12 protein-coding genes are annotated in these 17,683 nt (G+C 65.0%); 10 read left to right on the top strand and 2 right to left on the bottom strand.

All coding sequences use genetic code 11. The features are described 5' to 3' along the window. Positions 1 to 40: 40 nt before the first annotated feature. Positions 41 to 3,169, bottom strand: a complete 3,129-nt coding sequence (locus CKW37_RS07245) for an efflux RND transporter permease subunit (RefSeq protein WP_095155006.1) — start codon at positions 3,167 to 3,169, stop codon at positions 41 to 43. 11 nt (positions 3,170 to 3,180) lie between these two features. Next, positions 3,181 to 4,359 carry an efflux RND transporter periplasmic adaptor subunit gene (locus tag CKW37_RS07240; protein WP_095155005.1) on the bottom strand — a complete coding sequence of 393 codons (1,179 nt, stop codon included), beginning with the start codon at positions 4,357 to 4,359 and terminating at the stop codon, positions 3,181 to 3,183. 157 nt (positions 4,360 to 4,516) lie between these two features. Here CKW37_RS07240 and CKW37_RS07235 point away from each other — a divergent pair, with 157 nt between their 5' ends. The 10 genes from CKW37_RS07235 (at position 4,517) to CKW37_RS07190 (ending at position 17,634) form a co-directional block, all read left to right on the top strand. Then, a complete protein-coding gene (locus CKW37_RS07235; RefSeq protein WP_095155004.1) occupies positions 4,517 to 5,218 on the top strand; it encodes a response regulator transcription factor in 702 nt (233 codons plus the stop codon). A gap of 9 nt (positions 5,219 to 5,227) precedes the next feature. After that, positions 5,228 to 6,526: an ATP-binding protein gene (locus CKW37_RS07230; RefSeq protein ID WP_095155003.1), complete on the top strand. Its 1,299-nt coding sequence runs from the start codon at positions 5,228 to 5,230 to the stop codon at positions 6,524 to 6,526. 282 nt (positions 6,527 to 6,808) lie between these two features. Further along, the gene (locus CKW37_RS07225) at positions 6,809 to 7,291 is read left to right on the top strand and encodes a CS1 type fimbrial major subunit (RefSeq protein WP_095155002.1); all 483 of its coding nucleotides are present in this window, start codon (positions 6,809 to 6,811) and stop codon (positions 7,289 to 7,291) included. A 50-nt stretch (positions 7,292 to 7,341) separates the two neighbouring features. Continuing rightward, entirely contained in the window at positions 7,342 to 7,824 is a 483-nt protein-coding gene (locus CKW37_RS07220; protein ID WP_095155001.1) for a CS1 type fimbrial major subunit, read from the top strand. Positions 7,825 to 8,151: 327 nt separating this feature from the next. Next, the gene (locus tag CKW37_RS07215) at positions 8,152 to 8,634 is read left to right on the top strand and encodes a CS1 type fimbrial major subunit (RefSeq protein ID WP_095155000.1); all 483 of its coding nucleotides are present in this window, start codon (positions 8,152 to 8,154) and stop codon (positions 8,632 to 8,634) included. Positions 8,635 to 8,741: 107 nt separating this feature from the next. Next, positions 8,742 to 11,243 (top strand): TcfC E-set like domain-containing protein, encoded by a 2,502-nt coding sequence (locus tag CKW37_RS07210; RefSeq protein WP_095155344.1) that lies wholly within the window; start codon positions 8,742 to 8,744, stop codon positions 11,241 to 11,243. Further along, positions 11,240 to 12,412: a hypothetical protein gene (locus tag CKW37_RS32940; RefSeq protein WP_177454405.1), complete on the top strand. Its 1,173-nt coding sequence runs from the start codon at positions 11,240 to 11,242 to the stop codon at positions 12,410 to 12,412. The genes CKW37_RS07210 and CKW37_RS32940 overlap by 4 nt, the downstream gene beginning before the upstream one ends. A gap of 39 nt (positions 12,413 to 12,451) precedes the next feature. After that, positions 12,452 to 13,180 carry a molecular chaperone gene (locus CKW37_RS07200; RefSeq protein ID WP_095154999.1) on the top strand — a complete coding sequence of 243 codons (729 nt, stop codon included), beginning with the start codon at positions 12,452 to 12,454 and terminating at the stop codon, positions 13,178 to 13,180. A gap of 181 nt (positions 13,181 to 13,361) precedes the next feature. Further along, positions 13,362 to 13,988 (top strand): response regulator transcription factor, encoded by a 627-nt coding sequence (locus CKW37_RS07195; RefSeq protein WP_095154998.1) that lies wholly within the window; start codon positions 13,362 to 13,364, stop codon positions 13,986 to 13,988. 25 nt (positions 13,989 to 14,013) lie between these two features. Then, entirely contained in the window at positions 14,014 to 17,634 is a 3,621-nt protein-coding gene (locus CKW37_RS07190; protein WP_095154997.1) for a transporter substrate-binding domain-containing protein, read from the top strand. The last annotated feature ends 49 nt before the right edge of the window (positions 17,635 to 17,683 follow it).

The following is a 17,683-nucleotide window of genomic DNA, read 5'->3' as shown; positions in this document are numbered from 1 at the left end:
AGGGTCCGCCACCTTCCCATGAGCGCCGCCGGGCTGTCCATCAGCTTTCGCTGACGCTGGCCGACGCGGCCTCGGCCTTGTTGCGGCGGTAGCCGGTCAGGCGCATCACCACCACGAAGAACACCGGTACGAACACAATCGCGAGCGTGGCGCTGAGCATGCCGCCGACCACCCCGGTGCCGATCGCCTGCTGGCTGGCCGAGCTGGCGCCGGTGGCGATGGCCAGCGGCACCACGCCGAGGATGAACGCCAGCGAGGTCATGACGATCGGCCGCAGGCGCAGGCGCGCGGCTTGCACCGTGGCGTCCACCAGGTCGTGGCCCTGATCCACCAGGCTCTTGGCGAACTCGATGATCAGGATGGCGTTCTTCGCCGACAGGCCGATCAGGGTAATCAGGCCAACCTTGAAGAACACATCGTTGGGCAGCCCGCGCAGGGTCACCGCGAGCACCGCGCCGAGAATCCCCAGCGGCACCACCAGCAGCACCGAGGTCGGGATCGACCAGCTTTCATACAGCGCCGCCAGGCAGAGGAACACCACCAGCAACGACAGGCCCATCAACAACGGCGCCTGGCTGCCGGACAAACGCTCCTGCAATGACAGCCCGGTCCATTCCAGGCCGAAGCCCAGCGGCAGTTCGCCCACCAGCCGTTCGACCTCGGCCATGGCGTCGCCGGAGCTGTAGCCCGGCGCCGGTTCGCCGCTAACGGCGATGGCCGGATAGCCGTTGTAGCGGGTCAGTTGCACCGGCCCGGACACCCATTGGGCGCGGGCGAAGGCGGCCAGCGGAACCATCTTGTCGCTGCTGTTGCGCACATGAATCTTCAGCAGGTCCTCGACCTGGCTGCGGCGGTCGCCCTCGGCCTGCACCACCACCCGCTGCATGCGGCCCTGGTTGGGGAAGTCGTTGACGTAGCTGGAACCCACCGCGGTATTCAGCACCGTGCCGATATCGGCGAAAGACACGCCCAGGGCGTTGGCCTGCTTGCGGTCGATCTCCAGTTGCACCTGCGGGCTTTCGGCCAGGGCGCTTTCGCGCACGTTGACCAGCACCGGGCTCTTTTCCGCGGCGGCGAGCAGTTGGTCGCGGGCGGCCATCAAGCGGTTGTAGCCCAGGCCGCCACGGTCCTGCAGGCGGAACTCGAAGCCGGTGGAGGTGCCCAGGCCGTCCACCGGAGGCGGCAGCACCGAGTAGGCGATGGCGTTCTTGAACTGGCTGAAGGCGATGGTCGCGCGCTCGGCGATCGCCGCGGCGGCGTCGTTGGCGCTGCGTTCGGACCAGTCCTTGAGCGTGGTGAACACCAGCGCGGCGTTCTGGCCGTTGCCGGAGAAACTGAAACCGAGGATCACCGTGGTGTCGCCCACGCCCGGTTCAGCGGCGTTGTGCGCCTCGATCTGCGCCGCCACCTGCTCGGTGCGTTCGCGGCTGGCACCGGGCGGCAACTGCACGTCGGTGATGGTGTAGCCCTGGTCCTCGGTGGGCAGGAACGACGACGGCAACTGGCTGAAACTCATCACCAGCACGCCCAGCAGCACGGCATACAGCAGCAGGTAGCGACCGCTGCGGGCGATGGCGTGGACCACCCAGCGCTGGTAGCCGTTGCTCATCGACTCGAAACGGCGGTTGAACCAGCCATACAGGCCGCGACGTTCGTGGTGCTCGCCCTTGGCCACCGGTTTGAGCAGGGTGGCGCACAGCGCCGGGGTCAGGCTCAGGGCGAGGAAGGCCGAGAACAGGATCGACACCGCCATGGACATGGAGAATTGCTGGTAGATCACCCCCACCGATCCGCTCATGAAGGCCATCGGCAGGAACACCGCCACCAGCACCAGGGTGATACCGATGATCGCGCCGCTGATCTGGCCCATCGCCTTGCGGGTCGCCTCACGCGGCGGCAGGCCTTCTTCCATCATGATCCGCTCGACGTTCTCCACCACGACGATGGCGTCGTCCACCAGGATGCCGATGGCCAGCACCATGCCGAACAGGGTCAGCACGTTGATCGAGAAACCCAGCGCCAGCATGCTGGCGAAGGTGCCCATCAGCGCCACCGGCACCACCAGCGTCGGGATCAGCGTGTAGCGGATGTTCTGCAGGAACAGCAGCATCACCAGGAACACCAGCACCATGGCTTCGCCCAGGGTGTTGATCACCTGGGTGATGGAGACCTTGACGAACGGCGAGGTGTCGTAAGGGATCGACCAGGTCGCGCCCGGCGGGAAGTAGCGCGACAGCTCCTCCATCTTCGCCCGCACCAGGTCGGCGGTCTGCATGGCGTTGGCGCCGGGCGCCAGTTGCACGCTGAAGGCGGTGGCCGGCTTGCCGTTGAGGCGGGTGCCGAACTGGTATTCCTGGCTGCCGATCTCGACCCGGGCGACATCGCCGATGGTCACGCTGGAGCCGTCCTGGTTGGCGCGCAGGACGATGGCGGCGAACTCTTCCGGGCTCGACAACTGGCCCTTGACCAGCACGTTGGCGGTGATTTCCTGACCGGAGCGGCCCGGCAGGTCGCCGATGCTGCCCGGCGCGACCTGAGCGTTCTGCGCGGCGATGGCGTTGTTGACGTCCTCGGGCGTCAGGTTGAAGCCGATCAGCTTCTGCGGATCGATCCAGATCCGCATGGCCCGCTCGGAGCCATACAACTGCGCCTTGCCGACACCTTCAAGGCGGCGGATCTCGTTCATCACGTTGCGCGCGAGGAAGTCGCTCAGGGCGGTTTCGTCGAGGCGATCGTCGTCAGCGGTGAGGGTCACCAGCAACAGGAAACCGGTGGAGACTTTTTCCACCTGCAGGCCCTGTTGAGTGACGGCGCGGGGCAGGCGCGACTCGACGATCTTCAGGCGGTTCTGCACATCGACCTGAGCCAGTTCCGGGTTGGTGCCGGGTTCGAAGGTGGCGGTAATGGTGGCGCTGCCGAGGCTGCTCTGCGATTGGAAATAGAGCAGGTGATCGGCGCCATTGAGTTCCTGCTCGATCAGGCTGACCACGCTTTCATCCATGGTCTGGGCCGAGGCGCCCGGATAGACGGCGTAGATTTCCACCTGCGGCGGCGCCACGTTGGGGTACTGCGCCACCGGCAGCTTGGGCAGCGCCAGCGCGCCGGCAAGCAGGATAAACAGCGCGACCACCCAGGCGAACACCGGGCGATCAATGAAAAACTGCGGCATGAATCAGGCCCTCACTGGCCGGTGGTCTGGACGATGGGTTGGTCACCCGCGGCGCCCGGCGTGATCTGAACCGGGTCGCCGGCCTTGACGTGCTGCAGGCCCTCGGTCACCACGCGGTCGCCGGGGCTCAGGCCGTCGCTGACGATCCAGCGGTTGTTCTGCGCGCTGCCCAGCGTCACCGCGCGTTCGGCGATGCGTTGCTCGGCGTCCACCAGCAGCACTCGCGGCTGGCCGGCGCTGTCACGCAGGATGGCCTGTTGCGGCACGCTGATGCCCTGGGGCTGGACCGCCTGTTCCAGGCGCACGCGGATAAAACTGCCGGGCAGCAGGTCGAGGTCCGGGTTGGGGAATTCGCTGCGCAGGGTGATCTGCCCGGTGCCCGGGTCGACGCTGATGTCCGAGAACAGCAGTTTGCCGGCCAGCGGGTAGGGCGTGCCGTCGTCCTGGATCAGGGTGACTTTCGCCTGGTCCTGGCCGACCTGCTGCAACTCGCCGGCCCGCAGTGCGCGGCGCAGGGCGTTGATCTCGCGGGTGGACTGGGTGAGGTCGGCGTGGATCGGGTCCAGTTGCTGGATGATCGCCAGCGGCGTTGATTCGTTCTGGCCGACCAGCGCGCCCTCGGTAACCAGCGCGCGGCCGACCCGGCCGGAAATCGGCGCGGTCACCGTGGCATAGCCCAGGTTCAGCCGCGCCCGTTCGACGGCGGCCTTGGCCGCGGCAACATCAGCGTCGGCCTGCATGATTGCGGCGCGTGCGTTGTCGCGGTCCTGGCGGCTGACCGCGTTGATCTCGATCAGCTCGGCATAGCGCTGGTCTTGCAGGCGCGCCTGGTAGCGCGTCGCCTCGGCCTTGGCCTGGGCGGCGCGGGCGCTGTCGAAGTCGGCCTGGAACGGCGCCGGGTCGATGCGGAACAGCACGTCGCCCTGTTTCACGTCGCTGCCTTCGCGGTATTCGCGCTTGAGCACCACACCGGCCACACGGGCGCGGACTTCGGCGATGCGCGGCGCCTGGATGCGCCCGGACAGTTCGCTGCTGATGGCCAGCGGCTGCACCCGCACGGTTTCCACCGTGACGTTCGGCGCGGGGGCTTTTTGTTCCTCGGGCGGCTTGCTGTCACAGGCGCCCAGCAGCAGGGCGAGGGCGGTGAGGGGGAGCAGACGTCGCAGACGGGCGGGGCTTGAAGGCAACATACGGATCTTCCATAAATGACCGCCGAATGGTAAGGCAGGCGCGCGACCAGCGGCTGTGAAGCTCTGTAGAGCGTCTGTTAAAAAGTGTGAACAAATAACTCGTTACCTTTTCCGGTTCTATATTCTGCGTTCCTTTCTCTGCTCTCCAAGTCAACTCATGCCCAACATTCTCCTGGTCGAAGACGACTGCGCCCTGTCCGAATTGATTGCCAGCTACCTCCAGCGCAACGGCTTTACCGTGAGCGTCATCGCCCGTGGCGATCTAGTGCTGGAGCAGGTGCGCCGCGACAAACCTGATCTGGTGATCCTCGATTTGATGCTGCCCGGCCTCGACGGCCTGCAGGTCTGCCGCCACCTGCGGGGCGAGTCGCAGAGCCTGCCGATCCTCATGCTCACCGCCCGCGACGACAGTCACGATCAGGTGCTGGGCCTGGAAATGGGCGCCGACGACTACGTTGCCAAGCCCTGCGAACCGCGGGTGTTGCTGGCGCGGGTGCGGACCCTGTTGCGCCGCAGCAGCATCGCCGAGCCGCACCTTGAGAGCGACCGGGTGCTGATCGGCGCCCTGTGCATCGACCTCGCCGAGCGCACCGTGTCCTGGCGCGGACAGCCGGTGGAGCTGTCCAGCGGCGAGTTCAACCTGCTGGTGGTGCTGGCGCGCAATGCCGGCACGGTGCTCAGCCGCGACCATATCCTCCAGCACCTGCGCGGCATCGAGTTCAACGGTACCGACCGCTCGGTGGACGTGGCGATTTCCAAGTTGCGCCGCAAGTTCGACGACAACGCCGGCGAAGCACGGAAGATCAAGACCGTGTGGGGCAAGGGCTACCTGTTCAGCCGCGTGGAATGGGAGGTCTGAGGCCGGACCATGCTGAAAATCCTAGTTCGCCTCTACCTGCTCACCATCGTCACCTACGCCGGGGCGATCTTCCTGGTGCCGGAAGTCATCCTCAAGGCGTTCAACGAACGTTACCTGGCGTACAACCTGGAGCAGGCGCGGGGCGTGCAGGCGCTGATCGTCCGCCAGTTCCGCCAGGCGCCGGAGAGCGAGTGGCCGGCGGTGGCGAAGGCGCTGGCGGTCGATTTCGCGCCGCTGGCGGTCGAGCTGATGCCGAGCACCTCGGCCGATCTGACCGAACAGGAACGTCTGCGCCTGGACGCCGGGCAGAACGTGGTGCGCCTGGGTGACTGGGGCTATTACGAGACCGCCATCGCGCCGCTCAACGGCCAGTGGCTGGTGGCCCTGCGCAACCCGCCGGATCCGTTCGACATCAACCTGTTGTCGTGGGGCATCACCGTACTGATCGGCGCCGCGCTGCTCGGCTGCCTGCTGCTCTGGCTGTGGCCGCACTGGCGCGACCTGCAACGGCTCAAGGCCACCGCGCAGTTGCTCGGGCAGGGGCAGTTGTCGGAGCGCACGATGATTTCCTCGCGTTCCAACATCGGCGAACTGGCCCAGGTGTTCGACACCATGGCCCACGACCTGGAGCAACTGCTGACCCAACAGCGCGAACTGCTCAACGCGGTGTCCCATGAGTTGCGCACACCGCTGACCCGTCTCGACTTCGGCCTGGTGCTGCTTTATGACGAGCTGCCGGCCACCAGCCGCAAGCGGCTGATGCAACTGGTCGGGCATGTTCGCGAGCTGGATGAGCTGGTGCTCGAACTGCTGTCCTACAGCCGCTTGCAAACTCCTGGGCAAAACGTCGAGCGGGTCGAGGTGTCGTTGCTGGAGTTTGTCGACAGCATTCTCGGCAGCTTCGCCGAGGAACTCGACAGCCGAGACATCTGCTGGGAGGTCTGCGCGGCCAACGACTTGCCGCGATTCGCCCTGGACCCACGGCTTACCGCCCGCGCCGTGCAGAACCTGATCCGCAACGCCATGCGCTACTGCGACCGGCGACTGCTGCTGGAACTCGGCCAGGACGCGGCGGGCAACTGTCTGCTCAGCGTCGAGGACGACGGCATCGGCATCCCCGAACACGAGCGTGAGCAGATCTTCCAGCCGTTCTATCGCCTGGACCGCAGCCGCGACCGGGCTACCGGCGGGTTCGGCCTGGGCCTGGCCATCAGTCGTCGGGTCATCGAGAGCCAGGGCGGGCAACTGACGGTCGGCCCGTCGGCGTTGGGCGGTGCCCGGTTCAGCATTCGACTGCCCCGGCGATAGGCACCCCGGCGCTTTTCCCACGGCGCCGGGTGTACTCACATTCAATCCTTCCTTCCGCAATAACGGCCCAGCGCCACGCGTCATTCGCACATTTCCCCGAGCTGTTTCATGGGCTGTAAGTAGGCTCGGTGGGAAATTTCCCGGTGTCACTGGGATACGTCTGATGTAAGCCTTTTTCCCAGTCACGAATAATCCGTCCTGCCCATCTGGCGCCAGCAACCCTTCCCCGGCGGCGTCTTTGGTGGGCTTCGGAATTTTCGTTCCTCAGACAGGGAAAAGATCATGAAATACAGTGCGTTCGCGCTTCCGTTGGCCTTGATGCTGGCGGCGGGCACAGTTTCGGCGGCCGAGCCGATCAACAAGCAGGTCAAGCTCGTCGGCACCATTCCGACCGAGTTCTTCAACGTGATCGATAGCGGCAATTGGTGGGGCAAGAATCACGAGTTGAGCTGGGTGGAAGGTCAAGGTTTCGCCTTGTTCAAACAGCGGCTCATCTTCGTGAGCACAGTCGGTGCCGTCACTGCGCACCTGACGCTGCCGGCGCAACTCACCAATGACAAGGACGATGTGATCGCCATGCGCCTCAGGGTCGCCGGAAAGACCCTGAGCACCCTGCCGCAGGAAGTGGCCAGCGCGGAAGAGATGCTGACGGGCAAACCGTTCATGGTGGATTTCGATCTGTCCGCCGACTCTACGGCGATGCCCGCGCCCGGCGACTATTCGGGGGTCTTCGGCATGATGTTCGAGACTAAGGCGCCTTTGTAAGCGGCGGCAGGTCGTCGAAATCAATCCGTACTCCCACAAGGAACTGAATTATGAAATACCGTTTTTTCGCGCTTCCTCTGGCGCTGATGCTGGCCTCGGGAGGCGCATCAGCCGTCCAGCCGATCGAAGGTAACTTCACGGTCTCCGGCACGGTGCCCACGGAAAGCTTCAGCGTTATCGACCCCGCTAACTGGATGAGCCAGACCCAGACCCTGAACTGGAACGTCATCGGTACCGGGTTTACCCCGCTCCAGCAAAAACTCCTGCTGAAAAGCACGGTCGGCGCCATCACGGCATACATGCTCGAACCGGCGCAAATCAGCAGTGGCGATAACGTGATTCCGATGCAGGTGGCCGTCAACATGGTGGCTCTTACCGAGTCTCCCAGAATCGTGCTCAGGGCCGACCTGGCTCCGCCGGGCCTTCTGGTGCAATTCAATGCCAGCGTGCTCAACCCGAGCACCATCGAACGTACTCCGGGCGATTACGCCGGCACCTTGAGCATGATGTTCGAGACCGCGCCCCCCCTGTAGCCATTCATTCACCGGGCCCTCTTTGCCTATTACCGGGTCGCTCCGGGTTCTTGCCTGCACAGGCGCGGGGCGACTGCTGGGCTTTTTCCATTCGCTGACGAGCAGCGACACGTCTTTGGCGATACCTGTTCGACCGGCCTGAGCGCCGGGATGATCGCCAATGACCTGTTGCACCCCCTGGTAGTCGCCGGCCTTTCGGCGCAGCGGGTTGATGAGTGCATGCAATACGGTTCTTCGCTTCCTGGGCCAGATGTTCGAGACCGCCGCGCCGCTGTAGCCAGCGGCCGGTCGCCGAAATCAATTGGTACTCCGACAAGGAACTGAATCATGAAATACAGCATTTTCGCGCTCCCTCTGACACTGATGCTGGCCTCGGAATGCGCATCAGCCATCGAACCGCTCGAAGGGCACTTCAGCCTCACGGGCACGGTGCCCACGGAAAGTTTCAGCATCGTAGGTCCCGGCAACTGGATGGACCAGACCCAGACATTGACGTGGGGCGGTGCCGGCACATCCTTCGGCATATTCAGGCAGAAGATCCTGATGAAAAGCACGGTGGGCGCCATTTCGGCCTATCTGGTCGAGCCCGCGCACATCAGCAATGGCGATAACGTCCTCAGCCTGATGGTGCAGGTCAACAACGTCACCCTTTCGGAGGTTCCCAGAGAGGTCGTCAGACCCGAGGTGGCCGCGCCCGGTGTGCTGGTGAACTTTCAGACCTGGGTGCCCCCCAGCAGCAACCCTCAGTACCTCCCGGGGGATTACGCCGGCGCGTTGAACATGATGTTCGAGACCGCTCCCCCCTTGTAGCCATTCACCGGCTGCTTCCTTGCCCATTTTCGGGGCGCACTGACTTTTGCCGGATTGCAGGAGTGGGGCGACCGCGGGCCTCTTTTCATTCGCTGATGAGCAGTGACATGTCTTTGGCAATATCCATTCGACTGACCTTGGGCTGCTGTGCCGCAACGGTCTGGCTGGCATCTGCCTGCGCAAACGGGTCGACGGAGCAGAGCAGTCGACCAGGGATTCTCCGGCAGGCGGAAGGCTTGCCCAAAGGGTTTGATGAGCATTTTTTCGAGGTGCCGCTGGCGGTGCGGGTCGAGCTGGACGGTCGTTTGCTGGGCGAGGCACTGGTGGTGCTGAGCCGCGACGACCGCGTTCAGTTGCTGAACTTCACCGACAGCCGCGACAGCCAGGAGCCTGAAATCCTCCGCCAGGCCTGGGCGGTCGCGCTGGGCAACGGGCTGGCGCTGGGCAACTGCGAGCGTAGCTGCCCGCGTGATTTGCTGGCGCTTCACTACGACCTTCTGGAGTCGCGGCTGTCGATCCTCACCCGCGGCGCGGAAAGCAGCGGCCAGGAGACGTACCACCGTTTGCCGGAGCAGGGCAGCCGCGGGCTGATCCTGCGCAACCAGCTCAACCTCAGCCGCGACGGCGAACAGACCGTCGGGCGCTACGCGCTGCAGGGGCAGGGCAGCATCGGCAACTGGACCGCGTTGGCCGAAGCCCGTTTCGACCGCAGCGGCGGTCGCTATGAGGAAACCCGGCAGAACATCGACCAGCTCTACGCCGAGCGAATCCATGAGGACCGTTTCTTCCGCCTGGGCTATTTCACACCCGATGTTCAGGGCCTGAGCCGCCAGCCGCTGTTGCTCGGCAACACACCGGAAACCACCTTGGGGGTGATGTTCGGCAGCAGCGACAGCCTGGCGGTGAACAATGGCAGCGCCAGCGTCACGCCGATCTATGTCACCCCCAATCGCCAGGGCCAGGTGGAGATTTACCGCAACGGCCAGTTGATCCAGACGCAGCCGGTCGCGCCGGGCTTGCAGGTGCTGGACACCCGTGGCCTGCCCGGCGGCATCTACGAGGTGGAAGTGCGTCTGATCGAGGACGGCCAGATCACCTCGCAGAGCAACGAGTTCGTCTACAAACCCAATAACTGGAGCAACACCGATTCGCCCTGGCGCTACAACCTGTATGCCGGTCAGCGCCAGGAGCTGCTCGGCAGCGACGACGAATCAAGCGCCGGCGGCCTGAGTGCCGGGGTCATCGCCAATTACCTGCTGCACCCGCGGGTGGTCACCGGCCTGTCGGCGCAGCGGGTCGATGACTACATGCAATACGGCTCCTCCCTCGATTGGCATGTGCTGGATCGTTTGCAACTGCTGGGCAGCGTGTTTCGTACCGACGGCCTGGGCAATGGCTACGACCTGCGGGGTATTTTCCAGTACGGCAGCGGCAGCGTGATTCTCAGCCACAGCAGTACGGCATTCGAGCCGCGTCGGACCGGGCGCGATGAGGTGATGGCGCCGGGACGAACGGGGCAGTCTTCGCTGTCGTTGAATCACCGCCTCAACCGTGAATACACGGCCAGCCTGCGGGTGAGCCGCGACACGGGCGGCAGCGCCGGCACGGCGATGGACCTGGGCTTGTCCTATTTCGGCAAGCTCTGGGACAGCAATGCGAACTGGCGAGTTTCGCTGTTCGACCGGCCCGGCACCGAGAGCAGCGGCGATCGCCGCAGCCGTGGCATCAATTTCAGCGTCAGCACCAGCCTGGGCGGCTCGGACCGCCGCCTGTCCGCCAGCCTGGGAACGCGAACCTCGCGCGACGGCGGGCAGGACCGCAACGCCGCGCTGACCTACCAGCACCTGCCCGAACAGGGCAGCGTGCGCAGCATCGCCGGCACGGTCAGTTTCGACCGCTACGGCACCGGCCTGACGGCAGACACCCAATTTGAAAACAGCGCCTTGAACGGCGATGCCTTCATCCAGCGCTCGTCCTTCAACCAGGACTTCAGCGCCGGCCTGAACCTCGACAGCACCCTGGCCGTGGGCGGCGATCACCTGGGCTTCAGCGGCCAGTACCTGCCGTATGCGGCCGGGCTGATCGTCGATGTGGAAACCGACGTGCCCAACCTGCAATTGCGCGCCAACGACTCCGAAGGCAGCAGCAGCGTGTTGCGCCCCGGGCGCAACGTGGTGCCGGTCAATGCCTACAAGTCCGGCCATGTGCTGCTGGATTTCCAGTCCGGCTATGACGCCAGCGCCGTCATCCAGCCACCGACGCTGACCTATCACCTCAACCGCGGCGGCGTCGAGTACCACCGGTTGCGGGTCATGCGCACGGTCACCGTGATCGGTCGCTTGCTGGATGAGCAGAGCAAGCCGCTGCGCGGTGCGATGTTGATCAACCACGCCAGCCGCGGCGTGAGTGAAGCCGACGGATTTTTCGTGGTGGAAGTCAGCGAGGCGGTGCCGACGCTGGAGGTCCAGCACCGGGGCCGGCAGTTGTGCGTGCTGCGGGTCGACCCGCAAGGGCCGCGTGAAGACGGTGTGTTGCTGGCCGGTGATCAGCGGTGTGAGGCGAGGACTCTGGTTCGCGGTGAACCAGGCCCGTCAGGAGAGGGTGTATGACGCAGTTCCACGCTTGGAAAACGCTTGCATGCCTGCTGCTGATGCTGCAGGCGGGCGCGGGGTCGACCCCGGCCAACGCGACGGAGGTGACGGTCAGTGCCGAGTACCGTGGTGGTCTCGACTTTGTCCATACGTCCCGCGCGCCGGACTTCTGCACACGCTGGCCGGGGCAATGCAACGCCGGGCCGGCACTCGACCTGCCCATCAGCTATGAGCTGGCGACGCAGGACAAGGAGGGCGGCGGCGCGGGTTACTCGATCCGGGTGCCGGGCCGGCGCCAGGTCACGGTGACCAACGAACGAAGCGGCGAATCCTACTCGCTGGAATTCGAAATCCTCGCGCTGGGCCTGCAGGTCGACACGGCGGCCGGCGCGGCGGCGTCCCGCCCAGTGCAGGGCGGATGCGCCGTCGCCGGCGCGCAGAATGCCGGGGCACGGAGCCACTACCTGTGGCGGATCAACACGCCGGCGCAACCGGCCACGTGTTTCTCGGCCAGGCCGGATGACGCTGTCGATGAGGCCGCCCGCTTGCGTATCGGTGAGCTTGGCCTGGCCTACCGGCTGAGCACGCCGTCACCCTTGAAAATGAAGCCGGGCAAGTACCGCGGACGCCTGGTGCTCAGCGTCGGCCCCGGCGCGGACTTCGACCTCGGCCACGGCGTGGCGGGGCTCACCACCGACAGCCTCGGGATCAGCGTCGAACTCGACGTGGTGCATGCCTTCCGCCTCGAATTCGCCCAGGGCAGCGAGCAGGTCGTGCTGGAACCTCCCGGCGGCTGGGGCCAGTGGTCCAACCGCCTTCCGCACCGGCTGTACCGCGATGTCGCCCTGCGCGTCTGGTCGTCCGGTCCTTTCAGTGTCCACCTGCGCTGCCAATACAACGAGGCGCAACGCTGTGGCATGCGCAATCGAGCCAATGAGCATCAGGTGCCGCTGCACGTCGCCCTGACGTTGCCGGGAGGTTTCCTGCACTCCGGGCAAGCCGTGAGCCGGCTGCCGCTGCCGGTGGGCGAGGCCATGGCGCTGAAACTGGAAAGCCTCCAGCCAATGCTCAATCAGGGCGGGGTTTTGCACTTCGACGTGGGCAAAACCCAGGTCAGTGAGATGGCCCGCTACCCCGGAATGGAGTACGCGGGCGATGTAACCGTGATTTTCGATGCGGGCATGTAGCGCCCGGGCACAAACGTATTTTTAACGAGGTGATGAACGATGAGAAAAACCCTTTGCGGCGTGTTGCTGCTGATAACCGGCGCCACGGCGCACGCCGCTCCACAGATCAACGTGGGCAACCTGTACGACTACATGGACGGCGAGCGCAGCACGATGCTCAAGCGGATACGCAACAGCGGCGACACCACGGCATTCGTCAAGGTCAGCGTGTTCGAGCTGGTCTATGACGCCCAGGGCAATATCACCGAGGTGGCGCAAGACGACCTGCCCCTGGAACAGCGGCCACTGATCGCCAGCCCCGCCAGGCTGATCGTGCCGGCCTCGGGGATGCAGACGATGCGCGTGCTGTATCGCGGTGACCGGGCCAAGGAGCGCTATTTCCGCTTGCGCTTCATTCCGGTCGTCCCGGAACGCGGCGATGGCTTCGCCATCAGCGAAGCGGACGCCGAGCAATATGAAGCGCTCAAGGCCAAGGTCGAAATCCTCACCGGCTTCGGGTCGCTGCTGTTCGTCCATCCCAACGGGGTGCAGTACCAGACCGACGTCTCGCGCGAAGGCCAGCGCTTCATCGTGCACAACCGTGGTAGCAGCACCGTGGTGCTGGACCATTTCAACGATTGCGACGCCACCGGTAAGCAGTGCTCGGTGGCGACCAAGCACCATATCCGCCCCGGCATCGACCGCGAGTTCAGCCGCGACCCAGGGCGGGTGTATCGCTTTGAACTGATCGAAGGGCAAGAGCGGCGGCGGGTGGAAATCAAGGGTTGATCTAGTCGCTGGGAAATTTCCCTCATTGATTAGGGAATTGTCCGATGCACATGTGCCTACCTGGCGGTCGATACTCTGCACCCTAAGTGCTGGCCTTTTGATGCTATTGAATCGCTTCCCCCCCAGGTAGGCACGGCATTCGAAATGGACCCTGCACGTTATCCAAAAACAGGGAGGATTCATGTACAAAGCCATGATCGTGGACGACCATCCGTTCATCCGCGCCAGTGTCAGAATGCTGCTCCGTCAGGAGCAATTCGAGGTCGTCGCCGAGGCCGACAACGGTATCGACGCCATGCGCCTGATCCGCGAACACGAGCCTGACATCGCCATCCTCGATATCGCCATCCCGCGTATCGACGGGCTCGAGATCATCACCCGGGTCAAAGCGGCGCAACTGAACATCAAGATGCTGGTGTTGACGTCCCAGGCGGTCGGTTATTTCTCGCTACGCTGCATGCGCCTGGGGGCTTCGGGCTTCGTCTCGAAGAACGATGACTTGAGCGAGCTGCGAAAGGCGGCGCTGGCAATCATGTCCGGCTACACCTACTTCCCGGAAATTTCCCTGAGCTCGGTAAACCGTTTCGACTGCCACGCCACCGAAACCCAGCGCATCGAAAAACTCACCGACCGCGAACTGCTGATCCTCCAGCAACTGGCCCGTGGCCTGAGCAACAAGGCCATCGGCGAGGCGATGCTGCTCAGCAACAAGACCATCAGCACCTACAAGACCCGCCTGCTAGAAAAGCTGCGGGTCAGCTCCCAGGTGGACCTGGCCGACCTGGCCAGGCGCCACACACTGATCTGACGCCCACTTGCGGTCTTTCCCTCCTATGCGGCGCGCCTTGCTGCTGTCGCTGGCGGTACTGTGCGTGTGCCTGTTCAGCGGCCTGACCAAGGCGGAAACGCCGAATCTGCTGGCCCGTTCGAGCCTCGACGACAACCTGCGCCTGGACCTGAACGACAACGACCGCCACTGGTTGTGGGCGCGGCGGACGTTGTGGCTCGGGGTCAGCCGGCCCGACCGCGTGCCGTTCGACATCACCGCCACCGGGCGCGATTACGAAGGCCTCACCGCCGATTACGCCGGGCTGCTGGGCGAGTTGCTCGACGTGCAGATCCGCGTGCGCCGCTATGGCTCACGGGCCGAGGCGATCAGTGCGTTACAGCGCGGCGATATCGACCTGCTGGGCACCGTGTCAGCCGATGAGGCGGCGCGCAGCCGCCTGCTGCTGTCGCGGGCCTACGTGGAAAACCAGCCGGTGCTGGCCACGCGCAGCGACGATGGCGGCTCGCCGGACTCCGGCCGGCCCGGCGTGCGCCTGGCCATGCGCGAGGGCTACCTGTCCGAGGACCGCGCCCACGAACTGTTTCCCAATGCGCGCCTGGCGTTCTATCCGTCGCTGCTCAACGCCCTCGGCGCCGTGGCGTTCGGCCAGGCCGACCTGTTTCTCGGCGATGCCCTGGGTGCCCAATACCTGTTGCACAAGAATTACCTGGCCCACTTGCAGTTGTTCCCCACCGAGCTACTTGAGGGCGGGCACTACGGCTTTGCCGTCAACAGCGACAACCTGCGCCTGAAACGGCTGGTCAACCAGGCCCTGGAGCGGATTTCCGAACAGGCGCGGCTTGCCATTCTGCGGCGCTGGAGCGGCGGCGCGACGAGCTTCGCCGCGCGGGGACAGCTCGACTTCACCGATGCCGAGCGCGAGTGGCTGCGTCAGCACCCGCGACTGACCGTGGCCATCGACGAGCAGTTCCTGCCGGTCAGCTACCTCGACGACCAGAACGTGTTTCGCGGCATTAGCGCCGATCTGCTGGAGCGCATCGCCCAGCGCACCGGGCTGGCCTTCGACATCGTCGCCGGCGGCGGCTTCGATGACATGGCGCAGCGTCTGGAGGTGCAGCAGGTCGATCTGGTGGCGGCGCTGCCGTTCAGCCGCGGCCGCCAGGAACAGGTGGGTTTCAGCCGTTCCTACCTGAGCAACAGCCTGGTGCTGGTCACCCGGGACAACGACCGTTACCTCGACAGCCTCGACGACCTGGCTGGCAAGCGCCTGGCCCTGGTTCAGGGCAGCGTGCTCGAAGACTACATGCGCGAACGTCACCCGCAGGTTCAGGTGCTCTGGAGCAGCGGCCCGCAGCAGGCGCTGGAACGGGTCGCCAGCGGTGAGGCGCAGGCGGCGGTGACCAGCCTGATCGGCGCGCGCTACAGCATCGCCCGGCAATTCCGTGGGCAACTGAGCATCCGCGCCGCGCTGCCGGTGCCGGCGGTGCATTTCGCCTTTGGTACGCGGCGCGGCGCGCGGGAGTTGCTGTCGATCATGAACAAGGCGCTGCTGAGCATCGCGCCGCAGGAGATGGACGAACTGACCAATCGCTGGCGCAACGAAGTGATCGTTGTCGACAGTTACTGGCAGAAGTATCGCGGGATGATCCTGCAAGGCTTCCTTATGGCCCTGATCCTTTTGCTGCTGGCGATGTACTGGATTCGCAGCCTGCGCCGCCAGGTGCACAAGCGCTTGCAGGCGGAACAGGCTCTCAACGACCAGCTCGAATTCATGCATGTGATGATCGACGGCACGCCGCATCCGATTTACGTGCGCGATCACGAAGGCTGCCTGCTGACCTGTAACGCCAGCTACCTGCGGGCCCTCAACGTCGAGCGCGACGCGGTGATCGGCCAGCCGGTGCCGGAATGGCTGATCGGCGCGGACCAGGCGCGGCGTTACCGCGAGTCCTATCGCCGGGTCATCGCCCAGGGCGCGTCGGTAGTGGAAGACCGCGAACTGCTGCTGGCCGGCGAGCGGCTGATCATCTACCACTGGATGCTGCCGTACCGCGCGAGCGACGGCCGGGTGGCCGGGGTGATTGGCGGCTGGGTCGATATCTCCGAACGCCAGCAACTCTACGACGCCCTGCAACTGGCCAAGGACGAAGCCGAGGCGGCCAACCAGGCCAAGACCACGTTCCTGGCGACCATGAGCCATGAGATCCGCACGCCGACCAACGCTTTGCTGGGCATGCTCGAACTGGCCTTGCGCAAAGCCGAGGAGGGCGTGCTCGACCGTCTCGCCATCGAAGTGGCGTCTGGCGCCGCCCGGGGCCTGCTGGATCTGGTGGGCGACATCCTTGATATCACCCGTATCGAATCCGGGCACCTGGAGCTGGTGCCGCAGCAGGTCGACCTGTGCCGCGAGGTGGAAAGCACGGTGCGCATGTTCGAGGCCCAGGCCCGACAGAAACGCCTGCACCTGGCGCTGGACATGGACAGCCACTGTTCGGTGCAGGTGCTGGTCGATCCGGTGCGCTTCAAACAGGTGTTGTCCAACCTCATCAGTAATGCGATCAAGTTCACCCACGAAGGCGAGGTCTGCGTGACCCTGGCGCTGGACGTGGACCGTGAACGGGTCGGGCTGTGCCTGTCGGTGGAAGACACCGGCGTCGGTATCCCGCCGGACGAAATGGCGCTTCTGGGCAGCCCGTTTCGCCAGGCCAGCAACAACCAGCAGAGCGCCCGCTGCAGCTCGGGGCTGGGCTTGAGCATCAGCCACACGCTCTGCGCCATGATGGGCGGCGACATGTTGCTGGACAGCACCCTCGGCGTGGGCACCCGGGCGCGGATCAATCTTGACCTGCCGCGCCTGACACCGTCCGAGGCGGTACTGGCCAGCCTGCCGCAACTGCCCGCCCGCAGCGATGCGCCGCTGGATATCCTGGTGGTGGACGATTACCCGGCCAACCGCCTGCTGTTGCAGCAGCAACTGAGTTTTCTCGGCCACCGCGTAGTGACCGCGACCAACGGCGACGAAGGGCTGCGCACCTGGTTGCGGCAGCGTTTCGATGTGCTGATCACTGATTGCAATATGCCGGGCCTCAACGGCTATGCCCTGGCGCGGGCGGTGCGCGAGGACGAGCGGCGCAAGGGCAAGGTCTCGATCCTGTTGCTCGGCTGCACCGCCAATGCCCAGCCCACGGAGCGCAAGCGGTGTATCGAGGCCGGGATGGACGATTGCCTGTTCAAACCGCTGAACCTGAAGGACCTCGCTGGCAAGCTGGCCTCGGGCGAACCCGGCCTGGTGCCCGACGCCGGCGAAGGTGAGCTGAAACCGGGCAACGGGCTGGACCTGTCCAGCCTGCACAAGATCACCGGCGGCGACCCGACGGCGATCAAGGCCCTGCTGCAGGACCTGCTGACCAGCAATCGCGAAGACCTGGAGAAACTCGCCTACCTGCACGGCGAGGGTGACCTGGGCGGCCTCGCGGACCTGGTGCACCGGATCAAGGGCGGCGGCCGGATCATCAAGGCGCGCCGTTTGCTGAACGCCTGTGAAAACCTGGAAAAGGCCTGCCAGGACAGCGCGCCGGCGGAACGCATCGATCCGCTGGTGGACGACCTGCGTCAGGCCGTGACCGCGCTGACCCAGCGCCTGGAACTGTTTTGTCAGTCTTGAAGCGTCGGAGATTTCTGTCGAATGCTGGGAAGCCGCCTGATTCTTCCTG

This window comes from Pseudomonas sp. Irchel 3E13 (assembly GCF_900187455.1).
Classification (GTDB): domain Bacteria; phylum Pseudomonadota; class Gammaproteobacteria; order Pseudomonadales; family Pseudomonadaceae; genus Aquipseudomonas.
This window is presented reverse-complemented; position numbering and strand designations above follow the sequence as displayed.